The organism is Rathayibacter sp. AC451, assembly GCF_979253095.1.
The window spans coordinates 3,333,132-3,349,337 of sequence record NZ_CEEDBD010000001.1; the positions used below are offsets into that span (position 1 = coordinate 3,333,132).

Sequence of the window (16,206 nt, forward strand, 5' to 3'; positions counted from 1 at the left end):
CCAGTACAGTAGACCATTATTGGAGTATAAAAAGAAGTAACGGATCGAGAGATCCCGAGAAGGAGGACCGATGAGCACTCGGACCGCTGTCGTCATGGTCGACATGCAGAACATGTACCTGGAGCAGGACCGCCGCGACCTCTACGGCTGGCCGCCGATCTGGGAGTTCGATCGCGTCGTCGCGGAGTGCGCCGCGCTCCTCGCCGAGGCGCGGGCGCAGGGCGTCCCCGTGATCTACACGCGGCAGGTGAGCCGCCCGGACGGCGCCGACATGACGCCCAGCATGAGGCGCCTGCTCGCGACCCTGCCCGACGTCTCGGCGGCGGTCGACACTCGTCCTGAGGGCTGGGCGTCAGAGATCCTGGACGCCGTGGCGCCGCAGCAGGGGGACATCATCATTCAGAAGCTGCGCTGGGACGCGTTCTTCGGAACCGAGCTCGACAACATCCTCCGCAATCTCGGCGCGCAGCGCCTGGTCGTCGCCGGACTGCAGACCAACGTCTGCGTCGAGACGACGTCGCGCACCGCGCTGATGAAGAACTACGACGTCGCCGTGCCGGAGGACGCCGTCTCGACCGACGGGCGAGCCCTCCACGTCAACGGCCTCGACGCCCTGCGGGTGCTCTACGCCGAGGTCGCACCGTGGCGCGAGCTGCTCGCGCCGGATGCGCCCTGGGACCGTCACCTCACCACGCCGCACTACGGCCGGCCCGAGAACGCGGCGGTCTGAACCTCTCCGCCTTCGGAGGTGCCGCCGCGGCCGGCCGCACCGACCCGGTCAGACCCGATCGGTCGACCGGTGCGCCGGCCAGTGGCGCTCGAGCACGGCCGGGACCGGCTCGTTGCTGCGGAGGACGTCACGCAGGCCGTCGAGCCAGCCGAGGGTCAACTCGGTCTGGGCGAGCCACAGCGTGTAGAGCGCGCGCCTGTTCCGCCAGACTCGGGAGTCCTCGCGCACGGCGTCCCACGTCTCGAGCAGGTGCGACAGGCTGAGCTGCCTCTTGCGCTGGTACGAGACCTCCGCGTCGATGAGATAGCCCGCTGTCGTGTCGTCGAGCACCCACAGGGTCACGAGCCGGAGCATCGAGTCGTCGCGGATGCTGTGGTCGGGCTCGTCGTGGACGAGCCAGCGGCGCAGTTCGTCGAGGCCTGCATCGGTGATCGCGTAGCTGGTCCTGCCCCGCTCGGTGCGCTCGCTGATCCGGATCAGACCCTTGCCCTCGAGCTTCGTCAGTTCCGAGTACACCTGCGACGGGCTCGCGTGCCAGGCGCGGTCGGCGTCGTCGGTGAAGCTCGTGTTCAGTTCGTAGCCGGTGCGGGGGACGCCGCGCGAGAGCGCGGCGAGGATCGCGTGTCGTAGAGCCAAGGGGCCTCCTTCGAGAGGGGGCGGTCGTCCTCGACCGCGGGTCCAGAGTAATCCGATCGCGGACTACTGATTCTGAGTATCACGACCCGGCGGGCGGCGGACTGTCGAGCAGACGGTCGTCCTCTTGCATTCACGGAATCGAAATACGTCCGAAACAGTAGTCCCGATACTCTTCCAATTATGGAGTACAAAACCCGACATGCCAGGTTGCTGCGGTTCATCGGCGCACGCCTGCTCCTCACCGCGGTCACTGCGCTCTTCGTCGCCGCGGTGGTCTTCTTCGCCGTCCGGGCGATCCCGGGCGACCCGGCCCTGACGATCCTGGGCACCGACAGCAGTCCCGAGGAGCGCGAGGAGCTGCGAGCGGTCATGGGGCTGGATCAGCCCGTCCCCGTCCAGTTCGTCCTCTGGCTCGGACAGCTCGTCCGGGGTGAGCTGGGCTACTCCTACAGCCAGGGCCGCCCGGTCGGCGAGATCCTGGGCCCGGCGCTCACCACGACGCTCCTGCTGGGCGGCGTCGCGAGCGTGCTCGCGATCGCCATCGCCCTGGTCATGGGCAACCTCGCGACCTCGCCGTCGCGCGTCCTCCGGCGCGTCGTCGACGGAGTCGAGGCCTTCTTCCTCTCGGCACCCCAGTACACCGTCGCGTTGCTCCTCCTGCTCTTCTTCGCGGTCCTCGCGCCGGTGTTCCCCGCCGGCGGCCTCAGCACGCGGGGCGACGGAGGACCTGCCGACGTCCTGCTCCACCTCGCCCTGCCGGCCACCGCGCTGGCCCTCGCCCCGGGAGCCCAGATGGCCCGATCGTTGAAGACGTCGCTGTCGACCCTGCAGTCGACCGACCTGCTCCCGTCGTTGCGGGCCCGAGGACTCTCGCCCGCCCGGATCGCGGTGCACGCGCACCACAACGCGCTGCCGCCGATGATCACCGTCCTGGGGATCCAGGTCGGCTCGATGCTCGGCGGAGCGCTCTTCGTCGAGAACATCTTCAGCCTCCCCGGAGTCGGGGTCCTCGTCGTCCAGTCGGTCGCGCTCAGGGACTACACGCTCATCCAGGCGGTCTCGCTCGTCGTGGCGATCGTCTTCGTCCTGGTCCTCCTCCTCGCCGACGTGGTCAATGCACTGATCGACCCGCGCATCCGGGTGGCCCGCGCATGACCGCGACCCGCGCCGCCGCGACCGCTCCGGCCCTCGTGGTGCGGTTCCGGCGACGATCGCTGCTCAGCCGTCTGCCGGTCCGCTCGCAGATCGCGCTCGGTGTGCTCGGCCTGATCGTCCTCGTGGCCGTCGCCGCGCCGATCCTGCCCTTCGCCGATCCGCTCGCCGGATCGCTCTCAGAGCGGCTCCTGCCGTTCTTCTCCGACGCGCACGTCCTCGGGACCGACTCCCAGGGCCGCGACATGCTCAGTCGGCTCGTCTACGGCACGCGCATCTCGCTCGTGGCGGGCGTGCTGCCGATCGTCATCGCCACCCTCATCGGTCTGGCGATCGGCACGCTCGCCGGTCTGGGCGGCAAGGTGCTCAACACCGTGCTGATGCGCGGAGTCGACATCCTGTTCGCGTTCCCGGGCGTGCTGCTCTCCCTCCTGCTCGCGATCACCCTGGGCATCGGTCTCGGCACCCTCGTGCTCGCCCTGACGCTCGTCTGGATCGCGCCTGTCGCGAGGATCGCCGAGACCGAGGTGTCGCGGATCCGGGAGCTCGACTTCGTGCTCTCCGCGCGAGCGAGCGGAGCCGGTCCCGGAGCGATCCTCCTCCGGCAGATCGTCCCGGTCGTGCTCCCCGCCGTGCTGGCCTACTCGACCTCGCTGGTCGGGGCGAACATCGCGATCGCCGGCGGACTCGGGTTCCTCGGCCTGGGCGTGCCCTCGCCGACTCCGGAGCTCGGCTCGATCCTGCAGGAGATGCAGGCCGCGATCTACACCGACCCCACTCTCGCGGTGACACCCGTCGTCGTGATCCTGGCGCTGTCGATGCTCTTCCCGCTCGTCGGGGACGGACTCCGCGACGCCCTCAGCGGACGGGAGTCCGACTCATGACGATCAGCAGCCCGGCCATGGGCGGCAGTCTGCCCACCACGGTCCCTCTCGTGCTCGACGCGACCGGCGTCTCGGTGTCGTTCCGGGCCGCCCGCGGACGTGCCACCGTCGTCGACTCTGTCGGGCTCGGCCTCGAACGTTCGCAGGTCACCGTTCTGCTGGGCGAATCCGGCAGCGGGAAGACCGTCTTCGCTCGGACGATCACGGGCATGGCGCCACGGTCCGCGCAGGTGAGCGGTTCCGCAGTGTTCGACGGTGTCGATCTGCTCCACGCGTCCCGACCGTCCCTGCGCGCGCTGCACGGCGAGCGCATCGGCGTCGTCCCTCAGGACCCGAACAGCTCGCTCGACCCCATGCGGCGGATCGGCGGTCAGATCACCGAGACGCTGCTCCAGCACGGCGCGGTCGCCGACAGGGCCGCGGCGCGGCTGCGGGCGGCCGAACTGCTCGAACTCGTGAGCATCTCGGACCCCGAGCGCGTCCTGCGCGCCTACCCGCACGAGGTCTCCGGAGGGATGCGGCAGCGGGTCGCCATCGCGATCGCCATCTGCTGCGATCCCGAACTGATCGTCGCCGACGAGCCCTCGAGCGCCCTCGACGCCTCGGTGGGGGTGGGAGTCGTGCGCCTGCTCGACGGGCTGCGCGCCCGGCTGGGAACCGCGATCCTCTTCATCACCCACGACGTGGGCATCGCCGCGCTCATCGCCTCCCAGCCGGAGGACCGCGTCGCCGTGATGCTCGGAGGCCGGATCGTCGAACTCGGGTTCGCCGCGCAGGTGCTCGGAGCGCCGGCGCACCCGTACACGAGGGCCCTTCTCGCCGCGGAGCCGTCGGCCGACGCTCCGCGGGGCGGTCTCGCCGTCGTTCCCGACGACATCCGCCACCGGCGCGACTGGGGGCCGCTCGTCGACATCGCGCCCGGGCACGCCGTGGCCGAAGCGAACGGAGGAGCACTGTGAGTGTTCTGGCTGCAGGGGGCATCGTCAAGCGCTTCGGTCCCTTCACCGCCCTGGACGGAGTCTCCTTCCGACTCGGAGAAGGGGCGCACGCTCGGAGTCGTGGGCGAATCGGGCAGCGGCAAGTCGACCCTGGGGCGCATCGTCATGCGGCTCATGTCTCCGGACGCCGGTACTGTCCGCCTCGGATCCGATGACCTCTTCGGTCTCGACCGGCGAGCGCTGCGGGCCGCGCGACGGCGCATCCAGCTGGTGCCGCAGGACCCGCGGCACGCGTTGAACCCGAGCATGACCGTGCGCCGGACGCTGGAGTTCCAGATGGCAGCGCACGGACTTCCTCGGAGCACCTGGTCCGGACTCGCCGCGGACCTCCTGTCGCGGGTCTCGCTGCCCGCCGACTATCTGCACGCGTTCCCGCACGAGCTCTCGGGCGGTCAGGCGCAGCGCATCGCGATCGCCCGCGCGATCGTCGGCGAACCCGAGGTGCTGGTCGCGGACGAGGCGGTCAGCGCGCTCGACAAGTCGGTTCAGGCGCAGGTCCTCAACACCTTCGCCGAGCTCCAGGCCGACCTGGGCGTCGCGCTCTTCTTCATCAGCCACGACCTCGCCGTCGTCGAGCACATGAGCGACGACATCCTCGTGCTCAACCGGGGACGGTCCGTCGAAAGCGGTCCCACCGCGGACGTCCTGGCGTCCCCGCAGGATCCGTACACGCGCGAGCTCCTCGCGGCGCGGCACCCCGTCCGAACCTCCTAGACCCGCACTCACCACTCGAACCCGCATCATTCGAACCCCCACCCCGAGGAGTCCCATGCACCGCACCCACCGGATCGGACGACGGCCGCTGGCTCTCGTCGCCGCACTCGCCGTGTCCGCTCTCGCTCTCGCAGGCTGCTCAGGAGGCGGAGCGAGCGCTGCCGACGAGCAGGAGCTGATCATCGCCTCGCAGATGGCCGCCTTCCCCAGCCTCGACACCGGAGCCATCACCACGGCCGGCTACGAGGGCCAGCGCCTGATCGGTAACCTCGTCTACGAGGGTCTGACCAAGCGCGACGTCTCGGACCCGGATGCGCCCGCCGGCGTCGCACCGGCGCTCGCAGAGTCGTGGGAGATCTCGGAGGACGGCCTCACCTACACGTTCGCTCTGCAGGGCGGAGTGACGTTCCACGACGGCACCGACTGGAACGCGGACGCCCTCATCGCGAACATCGACCGGTACACCGACGAATCCGACCCGAACTACGACCCGGTCCTGATCACGTACTACACGGTGCTGAACTTCGTCGATTCGGTCGAGAAGGTCGACGACATGACGGTCGCGTTCACCCTGAACCAGCCGTTCGCCTTCTTCCTCGCCGACCTCTACAACGTCTACTTCGCGAGCCCCACGAGCCTGGAGGAGTCGGGAGCGGCCGGTCAGGCGAAGAACCCGGTCGGCACCGGGCCGTTCGTCTTCGACTCGCTCGCCGAGAACCAGTCGATCTCGTTCGTCCGCAACGACGACTACTGGGGCCAGGTGCCCGAGCTCGACCGGTTGAGCGTCGAGCTCATCCCCGACCCCGCCGCCCGTACCGCGGCTCTGCGCTCGGGACGCGTCGACTGGATCGAGGCCGCGCAGCCCGACGACTTCGCGAGCCTGGAGGCCGACGGCTACGTGACGACGGGCAACTCCTTCGACTGGGAGTGGTCGTGGCAGCTCTTCCCCGAGGAAAAGCCCTTCGACGACATCCGCGTCCGTCAGGCGATGAACTACGCCATCGACCGCGAGTCGATCGCCGAGGACCTCCTCCACGGCACCGCGTCTCCCGCCTACCAGATGTTCGCCCCGGCCAGCCTCTACTACGACGAAGCCGACGACATCTACTCCTACGACCCCGAGAAGGCGAAGTCGCTCCTGGCGGAGGCCGGCTACCCCGACGGCGTCGACGTGACGGTCGGATACATCACCGCGGGCTCCGGATCGATGCAGGCGAAGGCGATGAACGAGGCCCTCCAGGCCCAGCTCGCCGAGGTGGGCATCGGCGTGACGCTCGAACCGGTCGACTTCGCCGGCATGTACGGTCAGCTCGGCGAAGGCGACACCGGCTGGCAGGCCGCGAACCAGGCGTTCAGCCTGGAGCAGCCGTCGAGCTGGAACGGCTTCTGGTTCGGCTGCGAGGGCAACTTCTTCGGCTACTGCAACCCGGACGCGGACGCCCTCTACCAGCAGGCGCTCGTCACCACCGACGACGCCGAGCGCGCCGCCCTGCTCACACAGGTCGGCCACCTGGTGACGGAGGACGCCGCCTGGATGTTCGTCGTCAACGACACCGCACCGCGGGCGATGTCGGACCGCGTTCAGGGCTTCGAGCAGCCCAAGAGCTGGTGGATCGACTTCACCGGCGTGTCGATGGCCGACTGACGCTCTGACCGGAGGGGGCGGCGCTGCGGCGCCGTTCCCCTTCCAGCTGCGTCCTGTCACCTCCGTCCGATGAACGGGTGAGGGTCTCAGCGCTCCGGAGCAGCAGAAAGCGCCCTACGGTGCGGCGCTATTCCGCCTCCCAGGGGAAGCGGGCGTCCTCCTGGGGGCCGAGCCAGACGAGGAGGAGCACCGCGCACACGAGGATCGCGGCGGTCACCCCCGCTCGGAGCCAACGACGTCGTGACAGGCGCACCGCGGTCGAGATCGCAGCCCAGATCGACAGGGGTATCAGCATCAGGAGGAAGCCGACCCGCGTGATCATGCGCGCGTCGGCCCCTCCGAGGAACGCGTTCACCGAGGCGAGCACGGCGGTCAGTGCGGCGAGGAAGCCCAGGATCCCGAGCATGATGCCGCCGGCGGATTCGAGCTGCCCGATCAGGCCGTCGCTCGCGCTCGATGACACCTGTGCGCTCTCGCGCTCGAGAAGCGCACGCTCCTCCTCGAGCAGCTGCTCGAACGCCACGAGCGCCTGCTCCTCGACGCCCAGATGGCCCTCGGGCAGCAGGATCAGCCGCTGGACCCGCTCCCGGGTCGCGTCGCCCGTCCTGGCGACGGACCGGGCGAAGAGCCGCCGCTCGAGTTCCGTGGACCCGTCGGGGACCAGCAGGCCCCAGCGGCCGGCCTGGTCCAGATGGTCGTCGGAGCGGTACGACTCCGCGAGCTCCGAACGCACGGCGAGATCGAGAGGCTTCCGCACCAGTCGCGCCCGCAACCGCTCGCGCTCCCGGCGCAGCTCCCGCCACTCGGCCCGTTGCTCCGCACCCACCTGCTGAGTATGGAGTGCTGCCGGACGGACCGCTCGCAGCGCCTCACGAGCAGGTGTAGGTCACCCCGCCCACCACGTGCACGCCCGTCCCCAGCTCCGCGCACGTCGCGAAGAGGTTCCCGAACACCGCGACCAGCGCGATCACTCCGGCCGTGTACAGCACGATCGTCACGGCTGCGACGATGATCCCCGCGACGGCCAGCCCGCGAGGACCGCCGTCACGGCGACTCCGGCGCAACGCCAGGATGCTCAGCACGAGTCCCGCGACGTCGAAGCCCGGGAACAGCGCGAGGACGAGCCCGGTGACGGCCAGCACCACCGTCGTCGTGTACGCCGACGAGGCGGTGGGAGCGTCCGAGCTCACGCCCGCCCCTGCAGGATCAGGTTCCAGTACACCCACGGCAGCACGAACCGGTCGGCGAGGAACGTCGCCCGACGCTCCTTCGCGAGCCCCTTCCAGAACGGGATCGTGGGCTGGGGCCGGTAGCGGTCGTCGAACTCGGCGAAGACGACCGTCTTCCGCGAGACGACGAACGGGCAGACGGAGTAGCCGTTGTAGGTCATCGGCAGCGGCTTCCCCTTCCGCGCGGCCACGAGGTTCTTCGCCAGCGTCTTCGCCTGCGGGCGCAGCGCGCCGCCCGACTTCGAGTTGGTCGTCGCGGCGGCGTCGCCCAGCGACCAGACGTCCGGGAAGCGGACGTGGCGCAGGGTCAGCGGGTCGACCTCGACGAAGCCGCCGTCGGTCAGGCCGGAGCCCTCGAGGAAAGGCGGCGCCGACTGCGGAGGCACGACGTGCAGCACGTCGTAGGCCAGCGTCTCGCGGTGGTCGCCCTCCAGCCCCTCGAGCGAGGTCGAGTGGTCGGGCCCGAGCAGCGCCGTGCGGCGGTCCTCGCCCGCCAGCTCGATCGTCTGCGAGGCGGCGTCGACCTCGACGAGCTCGCGGTCGTAGTGCACCTCGATGCCGTACTCGGCGACCTTGCGCTCGAGCTCGGCGTCGATCAGCGGCATGCCGAACAGGGTCGGCGTCGGCACCACGAGCACGACGTGGATGTCGTCGAGCACCCCGGTCTTCCGCCAGTAGTCGCACGCCAGGTACATCGGCTTCTGCGAGGCGCCGGAGCAGGTGGCCGGCCCGCTGGGCTGCGTGAAGACGACGGTCCCCGAGCGCACGTCGCGCAGCACGCTCGACGCCTTCCGGGCGTACTCGTACTCGTAGTTCGAGATGCCGACCGGCGACTCCATCGCCTCGACGAGGCCGGGCACCGCGTCCCAGTCCTTCCGGATGCCCGGGCACACCACGAGCTGGCCGTAGCCGACCGCGCGCCCGCTCTCGAGCGTCACCGTCTTGGCGACGGGATCGATCGTGGCGACGCGGTCCCGGATCCACGTCACGCCCTTCGGCGTCACCTCGCCCTGCGGACGGGTCGCCTTCGAGGCCGGAGCCGTGCCGCCGGCGACGTGCGAGAACATCGGCTGGTAGTAGTGGGTCGTCCGCGGCTCGATCACCGCGACGTCCGACACTCCGTAGCGCCGCAGCCGCCCGGCCACCGAGAGCCCGGCGTTGCCGCCGCCGATGACGAGCACGTCGTGGTGCAGGGCGGGCGCGGGGGAGTCGGTCATGTGCTCACCGTAGGCGGCAGGTCCGACAAGGGCCACGGGCGAGGGGACCCCTTGCGCTCGGCGCGAGGGAGCGCTGTCTCCTGGCGCGATCCCGCCCCTCGGAGGCGGCGTGGCACGGCGGGAGGGCCGCGAACGGACGTCCCGCGCCACCGGGACACGCGCCGATCACCGCGGGTTACGGTTCTCGCCGTCCACGCCCCCCGAGCAGAAGAGGCCCCCTGTGATCCGTCGGCGACTGTCCGTTCTCGTCCTCCTCCCGCTGGCGTCCGTCCTGGCGCTGACCGCGTGTTCCGCGCCGGACGGCGCTGACTCGCCGCAGGAGACGTCGCCGCTGACCGAGTACCTGGGCGCCCTCTATGGCTCCGATCAGAGCCCGGAGCAGCAGCAGGAGGAGTTCGCCGAGCAGGAGCGGGCCCGTGAGGACCTCGTCGCGGCGTGCATGAAGGAGCAGGGGTTCGACTACACGCCGAACCCGCAGAGCGGCGCCTTCCTCTCCGCCGGCAGCGAGGAGTGGGAGCCGGAGGATCGCGAGTGGGTCGCCCAGTACGGCTACGGAGTGGTCGACTACCCCGGCCGCGACGCGCCGGACGAGGCGGACGAGGAGTACGTCGATCTCAACGCCGACTACACGGCGGGCCTGTCCGACTCCGAGCGGGCGGCGTACGAGGAGGCCCTGAGCGGTCCTCCCGTGACGGAGGAGCAGGCCGGCGAGGACGGCTCGTACGAGTACGACTGGGCGGCGTCCGGCTGCTACGGCTCCGCCCAGCACGAGCTCGACTCCCGGGATCCGGTGCGTACGAGCGAGCACCAGCCGCTGATGGACGCACTGAACGAGTTCTACTCGAGCCTGCAGACGGCACCCGAGCTGGCCGACCTGAACGCGGAGTGGTCGTCGTGCATGACCGAGGCCGGGCACCCCGGGTTCGCGGTCCAGTACGACGCGCAGAGCTCGGTCGACGCCGAGGTGAGCGCGTTCCACGAGGCGTCCGACGAGCCGATCGAGGACTCGGACCCGGAGATGGAGAAGCTCGGCGAGAAGGAGATCGCCCTGGCGCTCGCCGATCTCGACTGCCGCGAGAAGACCGACTACCGCGCCGAGCAGAAGAAGGTCCAGGACGAGCTGGAGCGGCGGTTCATCGCCGACCACGAGGCGGAGCTGAACTCCCTGAAGGCCGACGCCGAGCAGGGGGACTGAGTGCGCGAGCGCGGACGCCCGGGGCAGGGCGACCACGAGACGCCCGACGCGCCCGCCTCCCTGACGGTCGACGACCAGGAGGAAGGGGAGGCGCGGCGACCGGGCCGGTTCGCCGGGATCGGCGCGGTCGTGGCGCGGAACCGCCTCCTCTGGATCGTGGCCGCCGCCGCGCTGGTGAGCCTGGTCGCGGGCCTGGTCATCGGCCGGTTCGCCGTCTCGCCGGAGGACGCGGCCGCCGGTGCGGCGCCCCCGGCTCCCGGGCTCATCACGGCGCCGGTCGGGTTCGGCGCCCTCAGCACCGACGTGTCCCTCCGGGGCGAGGTCGCGTTCGCCGATCCCGTCGAGGTGACCGTCGACACGACGACGATCCAGGGGGCCGCCGTGGTGACGGGGCGGGTGCCCGAGGCGGGCGCGGAGCTCGCGCCCCTGTCGATCGCGCTGGAGGTCGCGGGTCGCCCGGTGATCGTGCTGCCCGGCGAGCTGCCGGCGTACCGGACCCTCCGGTTCGGGGTCTCCGGGCCCGACGTGGTGCAGTTCAAGACGGCGATGCGCAGCATCGGGCTGGACGCGGGAGATCCGACCGACGAGGAGTTCGACGAGGCAGCGGCGGAGTCGGTCGTCCAGCTGTACGCCCAGGCGGGCTACGCGGCGCCGGCGATCGAGGACGGGGACGGAGTGGTCAGTGCCGCGGAGGAGGCGGTGGCCTCGTCGGAGCAGGCTCTGGCGGCGGCTCGGAAGGAGCTGTCCGCGGCGCAGGCCGGACCGTCGGCGGTCGCGGTGCGCGAGGCCGACAACGCGGTCGCGAGTGCCCGCCGCGAGCTCGACGCCGCGCGCGCCGCCGACCCCCAGGACGGGAACGAGGTCGCCGATCTGCAGGACGCCCTCGCCCTGGCCGAGCTCACTCGGGCGCAGCTGGGCACGGTCGCCGACACGGGTGTCCAGCGCGCGGCCGTCGAGTCGGCGCAGTCGCAGGTGACCCGGGCAGAAGAGGACCTCGCGCGCGCCCGGCAGTCCGTCCTGCCCGCCCTCCCCGCCGGTGAGGTGCTGTTCCTGACCGACCTCCCGCGACGGGTGGACACGGTCGCGGCGAAGCGCGGCGCTCTGCTCTCCGGGGCCGCGATGACGGTGTCGGGAGCGCAGCTGGCGCTCTCCGGATCCGCGGCGGAGGCCGACGCGCGGCTCGTCGCCGTGGGGCAGGAGGCCTCGTTCGAGCTCCCCGACGGGGCTCTGCACCGAGCCGCGGTCTCGGCGGTGGCGCCGGGAGCGACCCCCGCCGAGCGCTGGACGATCACGCTCACTCCCGATCCGCTCTCGCCCGAGCAGATCGAGCAGGTGAAGGGCACGAACGTGAAGGTCGTGATCTCGGTCGGCGCGACGGCGGGGGAGGTGCTCTCGGTTCCCGTAGCGGCCCTCTCCGCCGGTCCGGGGGAGAGAGCCGCGTGGAGGTCGTGGACGGGGACCCGCGCGATCCCGCCGCGACCACCCGGCTCGTCTCCGTGACGACCGGGCTCGCCGCGGCCGGGGCTGTCGAGGTCTCCCCCTCCGACGGAGCGCTCGCCGAGGGCGACCTGGTCGTGGTCGGCCGGTGAGCACTCCTCTGATCGAGCTGCGCGGCGTCACCCGCTCCTTCCCCGGTCCGCCCGAGGTGCGGGCGCTCGAGGGCGTCGACCTCGCCGTCGACGAGGGCGACTACGTGTCGATCGTGGGGCCCAGCGGATCGGGCAAGTCGACGATGCTGAACATCCTCGGGCTCCTCGACCGTCCCACTGCCGGCGAGTACCGGTTCGACGGAGCCCTCACGGGGGATCTCGACGAGGACGCGCGCGCGGCGGTCCGCGCCCAGCGCATCGGATTCGTCTTCCAGGCCTTCCACCTGATGCCCCGGCGCACCGTCCTCGAGAACGTCGTGCTCCCCATGCTCTACAGCGGCACGCCCCGGGCGGAGCGGGAGAGCCGCGCTCTGGACGCCCTGCGGCGGGTCGGACTCGGCCACCGCCTCGGCTCCCTGCCGACGACCCTGTCGGGAGGGGAGCGCCAGCGGGTGGCCGTCGCCCGTGCCGTCGTCGTCGGGCCGCGGCTGCTCCTCGCCGACGAGCCCACCGGCAGTCTCGACGGCTCCACCACGACCGATGTCATGCGCCTCTTCGAGGACCTCACGAGCACGGGGCTCACCCTCGTCGTCATCACCCACGACCGGGCGGTGGCCCGGCGGGCACCGCGGAGCGTGCGCATCACCGACGGCCGGCTGCAGGAGGCGACGGCATGAGCAGGCTCCTCCCGCGGCGACGGCGCCCGTCGAGCCAGGAGTCGGCGACGCCGCTCGTGAGCCCGATCCGGCCCGCCGACCGCTTCACCGCCGCCGACCTCCTCGCCGAGGCCACGTCCGATCTCGGCACCCGACCCGGTCGCCTGGTCATGACCCTCCTCGGCACTGTCCTCGGCGTCGGCGCCCTCGTCGCCACCGTGGCCTTCGCCCAGACCACGGCCGGGCAGCTGGCCCGCCGCTTCGACGCGTTCGCCGCGACCCAGGTCGTGGCCCGGCCCGCCGAGGCCCGCACCGCAGGCGGGGAGAGCGTCGCCACGGCGCGCCTGCCGTGGGACTCCGTCGAGCGCCTCTCCCGGCTCGCCGGGGTCGAGGAGTCGGCCCTGATCGGCGAGGTGCCGCTGCGCGAGGGCGCGAGCGTCACCGCCGTGCCGGTCGAGGACCCCTCCGCGCCGGCCGTCGCCCCGCCCCGGGTCTTCGCGGCGTCTTCCGCCCTCATCGAGACCCTCGAGGGGCGGATCACGGTCGGCCGCATGTTCGACTCCGGGCACGACGCCCGCGCCGACCGCGTCGTCGTCCTCGGCTCCCGCGCCGCGGAGCGGCTCGGTGTCGGGCGGCTCGACTCGCAGCCCTCGATCCTGATCGACGGCGTCGGCTACTCGGTCCTCGGGGTCTTCGACGACGTGCGCGCGAGGGGGAGCTCCTCGACGCCGTCGTCCTGCCCACCGGCACGGCGCGCGCCGACCTCGCGCTCGGCGCTCCCGGCGAGGTCCAGGCGAGGATCGGCATCGGCGCAGGGCCGCAGCTCGCGGCGCAGATCCCGCGCGCACTGCTCCCCGACGTCCCCGACTCCCTCGCCGTCTCCGCACCCGGCGGTGCGTCCGATCTCGCCGGGGAGGTCCGCGCCGACGTCGATCTCGTGCTCCTCGTGCTCTCGGTGATCGTCCTGCTCGCGGGCGGGGTCGGCATCGCGAACGTCACCACGCTCTCCGTCATGGAGCGGATCGGCGAGATCGGCCTCCGGCGGGCGATCGGCGCCACCCGAAGGCAGATCGCTCAGCAGTTCGTCGTCGAGTCGGTCGTCCTGGGCCTGCTCGGCGGCCTCCTCGGCGCGGCGGCGGGTGTGCTGGCGGTGCTCGCCGTCTCGCTCGCCCAGCACTGGACACCCGTGCTCGACCCCCTCGTCGCCTTCGGCGGCACCCTGCTCGGATCCCTCATCGGACTGCTCGCCGGTAGCGTCCCCGCGCGCCGCGCCTCCCGCATCGAACCCGTCGCCGCGCTCCGCGGCTCGTGACGAGTGCTCACACCGCGTACAGCGCCACCGGTTCCAGCACGAAGCCGACCTCGACCCCCGGCGCCAGCTCGCGCCGCGCCGCCTCGGCCGGAGTGACATCCGCCGCGAGCAGCCGCCCGCGCACCCGCACGGCGTCGCCCCGCGGCTCCAGGTCGACGATCGCCTCCCGCAGCCCGCCTTCGCCGATCCTCACCGCGGAGGGAGGCACCGCGGCGGCCACGGCGGACCCGACCGGCGCCTCCGAGTACCCCGCGATCTCGCGCCCGTCCTCGATCCGCAGACCGCCGGAGGTGCGGACGCCGCGCACGAGGCACAGCCCGGACAGCTCGGCGGTGAAGGCGGTGCGCGGACGCTCGAGCACGTCGGCGGTCGGCCCCTCCTCGACGACGCGGCCCTCGTGCAGCACGACGACGCGGTCGGCGAGGGTCCACGCGTCGAGCACGTCGTGGGTGACGAGGATCGTGGTGCGGTCGGCGAGCACGGTGCGGAGCATCCGCCGCAGCACCGGCGCGACCCGCACGTCGAGCGCCGCCATCGGCTCGTCCAGCAGCAGGAGCCGCGGATCCGTCGCGAGGGCCCGGGCGAGCGCCACCCGCTGGGCCTGCCCGCCCGAGAGGGTGGCGGGGCGGCGGTCGGCGAGGGGGAGTGCGTCCACGTCCGCGAGGCGGCGCTCGGCGCGGGCGCGCGACTCCGCTCGGCCGGCACCGGTGCTGCGGGGGCCGAACGCGGCGTTCTCGCGCACGCTCAGGTGCGGGAACAGCAGCGGATCCTGCGCGAGCAGGGCGACTCCGCGGCGGTGCGGAGGGGTCCAGACGCGCGAGTCGAAGAGGACGGAGTCGCCCAGTCGCGCGCTGCCCGAATCGGCGCGCACGAGTCCGGCCAGCAGCTCGACCAGGGTCGACTTGCCGGCGCCGTTGGGCCCGAGCACCGCCACGGTCTCGCCCTCGGCGACCGTCAGCGCCACGTCGAACCCGCGCGAGGCCAGCTGCGCGTCGAACCGCAGCGTCACGAGCGGGCCCCCGTCGGACGCCGGCCGTACGCCAGGCCGATCACCAGCACCGCGACGACCACGAGCACGAGGGCCAGCGCGACCGCGGCATCCGGATCGCTCTCGCGCTGCAGGTAGACCTCGAGCGGCAGGGTGCGCGTCACGCCCTCGAGACTCCCGGCGAAGGTGAGCGTCGCGCCGAACTCGCCGAGCGCGCGGGCGAACGACAGGATCGCGCCGGACACCAGCCCGGGCAGGATCAGCGGCAGCGTGACCCGGCGCAGCACCGTGCCCGGCGAGGCTCCGAGCGTCGCGGCCACCGCCTCGTACCGCGCGCCGGCACTGCGCAGCGCCCCCTCGAGGCTCAGCACCAGGAACGGCAGCGCCACGAACGTCTGCGCGAGCACCACGGCGGTCGTCGAGAACGCGATGCGCACGCCCACCGCCTCGAGCGCGCCGCCCAGCAGGCCCATCCGGCCGAAGGTGTAGAGCAGCGCGAGTCCGCCGACGACCGGAGGCAGCACCAGCGGCAGCAGCACGAGCGCGCGCAGGAGGCGCTGCCCCGGGAACGACGTGCGGGCCAGCACCAGCGCCATCGGCGCACCGAGCAGCACGCACAGGAGGGTCGCCACGGCCGACGTGCGCAGACTCAGCAGGAGCGCCGCGACCGACGAGTCGGAGGTGATCAGCGGCACGAAGCGCGGCCAGTCCACCCGCGCGAGGATCGCGACGAGCGGAAGCAGGACCAGCAGCGCGCCGACCGCGGCGAGCGCCACGACCCAGCGCGGCGGCGCGGATCCGGTGCGCATCAGGTGCGGGGCAGCGGCGTCTCGACGATGACGGTGGTCGCCTTCACCACCGCCGTGGCGGGGGAGCCGGGCTCGAGGCCGAGCTCGCGCACCGCCTCGCTGCTCATCAGCGACACCACCCGGTGCGGTCCGCACTGCAGCTCGACCTGCGCCATCACCGTGTCCATCACGATGCTCGTCACGATGCCGACGAAGCGGTTGCGGGCCGATCGTGCGACGGGCGACGGATCCTCCGGCAGCACCGCGTTCGCCCGGGCGAGCTCGGCGACGGCCAGCCCGTCGACGACCAGGCGCCCGGAGGCGTCCTTCGTGCTCTCGAGGACCCCGTTGTCGATCCAGCGGCGCAGGGTGTCGTCGCTCACTCCGAGGGCGGCGGCGGCGTCACGGATCCGGATCTGCGGCATGGGGAGGAGTCTACGACCGCGGACGCGGATCCGAGCTGCGTCGGCCAC

18 protein-coding genes are annotated in these 16,206 nt (G+C 72.1%); 11 read left to right on the plus strand and 7 right to left on the minus strand.

Annotation, left to right across the window (positions count from 1 at the left end; translation table 11 throughout):
* Positions 1-70: 70 nt before the first annotated feature.
* Positions 71-730, plus strand: a complete 660-nt coding sequence (locus AC0CID_RS15855) for a cysteine hydrolase family protein (protein ID WP_465227571.1) — start codon at positions 71-73, stop codon at positions 728-730.
* Positions 731-778: 48 nt separating this feature from the next.
* Here the strand turns inward: AC0CID_RS15855 and AC0CID_RS15860 are convergent, their stop codons facing one another.
* On the minus strand, positions 779-1,366 hold the full coding sequence (locus tag AC0CID_RS15860; protein WP_465227572.1) for a PadR family transcriptional regulator: 588 nt from the start codon (positions 1,364-1,366) through the stop codon (positions 779-781).
* 180 nt (positions 1,367-1,546) lie between these two features.
* Between AC0CID_RS15860 and AC0CID_RS15865 the strand changes: the two genes are divergently transcribed.
* The 5 genes from AC0CID_RS15865 (at position 1,547) to AC0CID_RS15885 (ending at position 6,759) form a co-directional block, all read left to right on the plus strand.
* Positions 1,547-2,521, plus strand: coding sequence for an ABC transporter permease (locus AC0CID_RS15865; RefSeq protein WP_465227573.1), 975 nt, complete (start codon positions 1,547-1,549; stop codon positions 2,519-2,521).
* Positions 2,518-3,402, plus strand: coding sequence for an ABC transporter permease (locus AC0CID_RS15870; protein ID WP_465227574.1), 885 nt, complete (start codon positions 2,518-2,520; stop codon positions 3,400-3,402). Before AC0CID_RS15865 ends, AC0CID_RS15870 begins: the two co-directional genes overlap by 4 nt.
* On the plus strand, positions 3,399-4,361 hold the full coding sequence (locus AC0CID_RS15875) for an ABC transporter ATP-binding protein (RefSeq protein ID WP_465227575.1): 963 nt from the start codon (positions 3,399-3,401) through the stop codon (positions 4,359-4,361). Before AC0CID_RS15870 ends, AC0CID_RS15875 begins: the two co-directional genes overlap by 4 nt.
* A gap of 99 nt (positions 4,362-4,460) precedes the next feature.
* Positions 4,461-5,114 carry an ABC transporter ATP-binding protein gene (locus AC0CID_RS15880; protein ID WP_465227576.1) on the plus strand — a complete coding sequence of 218 codons (654 nt, stop codon included), beginning with the start codon at positions 4,461-4,463 and terminating at the stop codon, positions 5,112-5,114.
* 55 nt (positions 5,115-5,169) lie between these two features.
* Positions 5,170-6,759, plus strand: coding sequence for an ABC transporter substrate-binding protein (locus tag AC0CID_RS15885; protein ID WP_465227577.1), 1,590 nt, complete (start codon positions 5,170-5,172; stop codon positions 6,757-6,759).
* 127 nt (positions 6,760-6,886) lie between these two features.
* Here the strand turns inward: AC0CID_RS15885 and AC0CID_RS15890 are convergent, their stop codons facing one another.
* From AC0CID_RS15890 to AC0CID_RS15900, 3 genes are read right to left on the minus strand one after another with little or no spacing between them, the layout of a single operon-like run.
* Positions 6,887-7,585: a DUF6584 family protein gene (locus AC0CID_RS15890; protein ID WP_465227578.1), complete on the minus strand. Its 699-nt coding sequence runs from the start codon at positions 7,583-7,585 to the stop codon at positions 6,887-6,889.
* Between the two features lie 43 nt (positions 7,586-7,628).
* Positions 7,629-7,949 carry a hypothetical protein gene (locus AC0CID_RS15895; RefSeq protein WP_465227579.1) on the minus strand — a complete coding sequence of 107 codons (321 nt, stop codon included), beginning with the start codon at positions 7,947-7,949 and terminating at the stop codon, positions 7,629-7,631.
* Positions 7,946-9,205 (minus strand): NAD(P)/FAD-dependent oxidoreductase, encoded by a 1,260-nt coding sequence (locus tag AC0CID_RS15900; RefSeq protein WP_465227580.1) that lies wholly within the window; start codon positions 9,203-9,205, stop codon positions 7,946-7,948. The genes AC0CID_RS15895 and AC0CID_RS15900 overlap by 4 nt, the downstream gene beginning before the upstream one ends.
* Before the next feature lie 220 nt (positions 9,206-9,425).
* On the opposite strand from AC0CID_RS15900, the gene AC0CID_RS15905 reads away from it, so the two are divergent.
* The 5 genes from AC0CID_RS15905 (at position 9,426) to AC0CID_RS15925 (ending at position 13,957) form a co-directional block, all read left to right on the plus strand.
* Positions 9,426-10,400: a hypothetical protein gene (locus tag AC0CID_RS15905; RefSeq protein ID WP_465227581.1), complete on the plus strand. Its 975-nt coding sequence runs from the start codon at positions 9,426-9,428 to the stop codon at positions 10,398-10,400.
* Positions 10,401-11,900, plus strand: coding sequence for an efflux RND transporter periplasmic adaptor subunit (locus AC0CID_RS15910; protein ID WP_465227582.1), 1,500 nt, complete (start codon positions 10,401-10,403; stop codon positions 11,898-11,900).
* An 85-nt stretch (positions 11,901-11,985) separates the two neighbouring features.
* Complete coding sequence (locus AC0CID_RS15915; RefSeq protein ID WP_465227583.1) at positions 11,986-12,666, plus strand: ABC transporter ATP-binding protein; 681 nt, start codon at positions 11,986-11,988, stop codon at positions 12,664-12,666.
* Positions 12,663-13,604 (plus strand): ABC transporter permease, encoded by a 942-nt coding sequence (locus AC0CID_RS15920; protein ID WP_465227584.1) that lies wholly within the window; start codon positions 12,663-12,665, stop codon positions 13,602-13,604. The genes AC0CID_RS15915 and AC0CID_RS15920 overlap by 4 nt, the downstream gene beginning before the upstream one ends.
* On the plus strand, positions 13,592-13,957 hold the full coding sequence (locus AC0CID_RS15925; RefSeq protein ID WP_465227585.1) for an ABC transporter permease: 366 nt from the start codon (positions 13,592-13,594) through the stop codon (positions 13,955-13,957). The genes AC0CID_RS15920 and AC0CID_RS15925 overlap by 13 nt, the downstream gene beginning before the upstream one ends.
* Before the next feature lie 7 nt (positions 13,958-13,964).
* Here AC0CID_RS15925 and AC0CID_RS15930 read toward each other — a convergent pair whose 3' ends face one another.
* The 3 genes from AC0CID_RS15930 to AC0CID_RS15940 are packed head-to-tail and all read right to left on the minus strand — an operon-like array spanning position 13,965 to position 16,158.
* Positions 13,965-14,966, minus strand: coding sequence for a sulfate/molybdate ABC transporter ATP-binding protein (locus AC0CID_RS15930; RefSeq protein WP_465227586.1), 1,002 nt, complete (start codon positions 14,964-14,966; stop codon positions 13,965-13,967).
* Positions 14,963-15,754 carry an ABC transporter permease gene (locus AC0CID_RS15935; RefSeq protein WP_465227587.1) on the minus strand — a complete coding sequence of 264 codons (792 nt, stop codon included), beginning with the start codon at positions 15,752-15,754 and terminating at the stop codon, positions 14,963-14,965. Before AC0CID_RS15935 ends, AC0CID_RS15930 begins: the two co-directional genes overlap by 4 nt.
* Positions 15,754-16,158, minus strand: coding sequence for a TOBE domain-containing protein (locus tag AC0CID_RS15940; RefSeq protein WP_465227588.1), 405 nt, complete (start codon positions 16,156-16,158; stop codon positions 15,754-15,756). Before AC0CID_RS15940 ends, AC0CID_RS15935 begins: the two co-directional genes overlap by 1 nt.
* Between the last annotated feature and the right edge of the window lie 48 nt (positions 16,159-16,206).

Bases quoted from the DNA above. Each gene is read 5' to 3' on its own strand.
- AC0CID_RS15855 (WP_465227571.1), top strand. From the start codon at position 71: ATGAGCACTCGGACCGCTGTCGTCATGGTCGACATGCAGAACATGTAC.
- AC0CID_RS15865 (WP_465227573.1), top strand. From the start codon at position 1,547: ATGGAGTACAAAACCCGACATGCCAGGTTGCTGCGGTTCATCGGCGCA.
- AC0CID_RS15870 (WP_465227574.1), top strand. From the start codon at position 2,518: ATGACCGCGACCCGCGCCGCCGCGACCGCTCCGGCCCTCGTGGTGCGG.
- AC0CID_RS15875 (WP_465227575.1), top strand. From the start codon at position 3,399: ATGACGATCAGCAGCCCGGCCATGGGCGGCAGTCTGCCCACCACGGTC.
- AC0CID_RS15885 (WP_465227577.1), top strand. From the start codon at position 5,170: ATGCACCGCACCCACCGGATCGGACGACGGCCGCTGGCTCTCGTCGCC.
- AC0CID_RS15900 (WP_465227580.1), bottom strand. From the start codon at position 9,205: ATGACCGACTCCCCCGCGCCCGCCCTGCACCACGACGTGCTCGTCATC.
- AC0CID_RS15920 (WP_465227584.1), top strand. From the start codon at position 12,663: ATGAGCAGGCTCCTCCCGCGGCGACGGCGCCCGTCGAGCCAGGAGTCG.
- AC0CID_RS15935 (WP_465227587.1), bottom strand. From the start codon at position 15,754: ATGCGCACCGGATCCGCGCCGCCGCGCTGGGTCGTGGCGCTCGCCGCG.
- AC0CID_RS15940 (WP_465227588.1), bottom strand. From the start codon at position 16,158: ATGCCGCAGATCCGGATCCGTGACGCCGCCGCCGCCCTCGGAGTGAGC.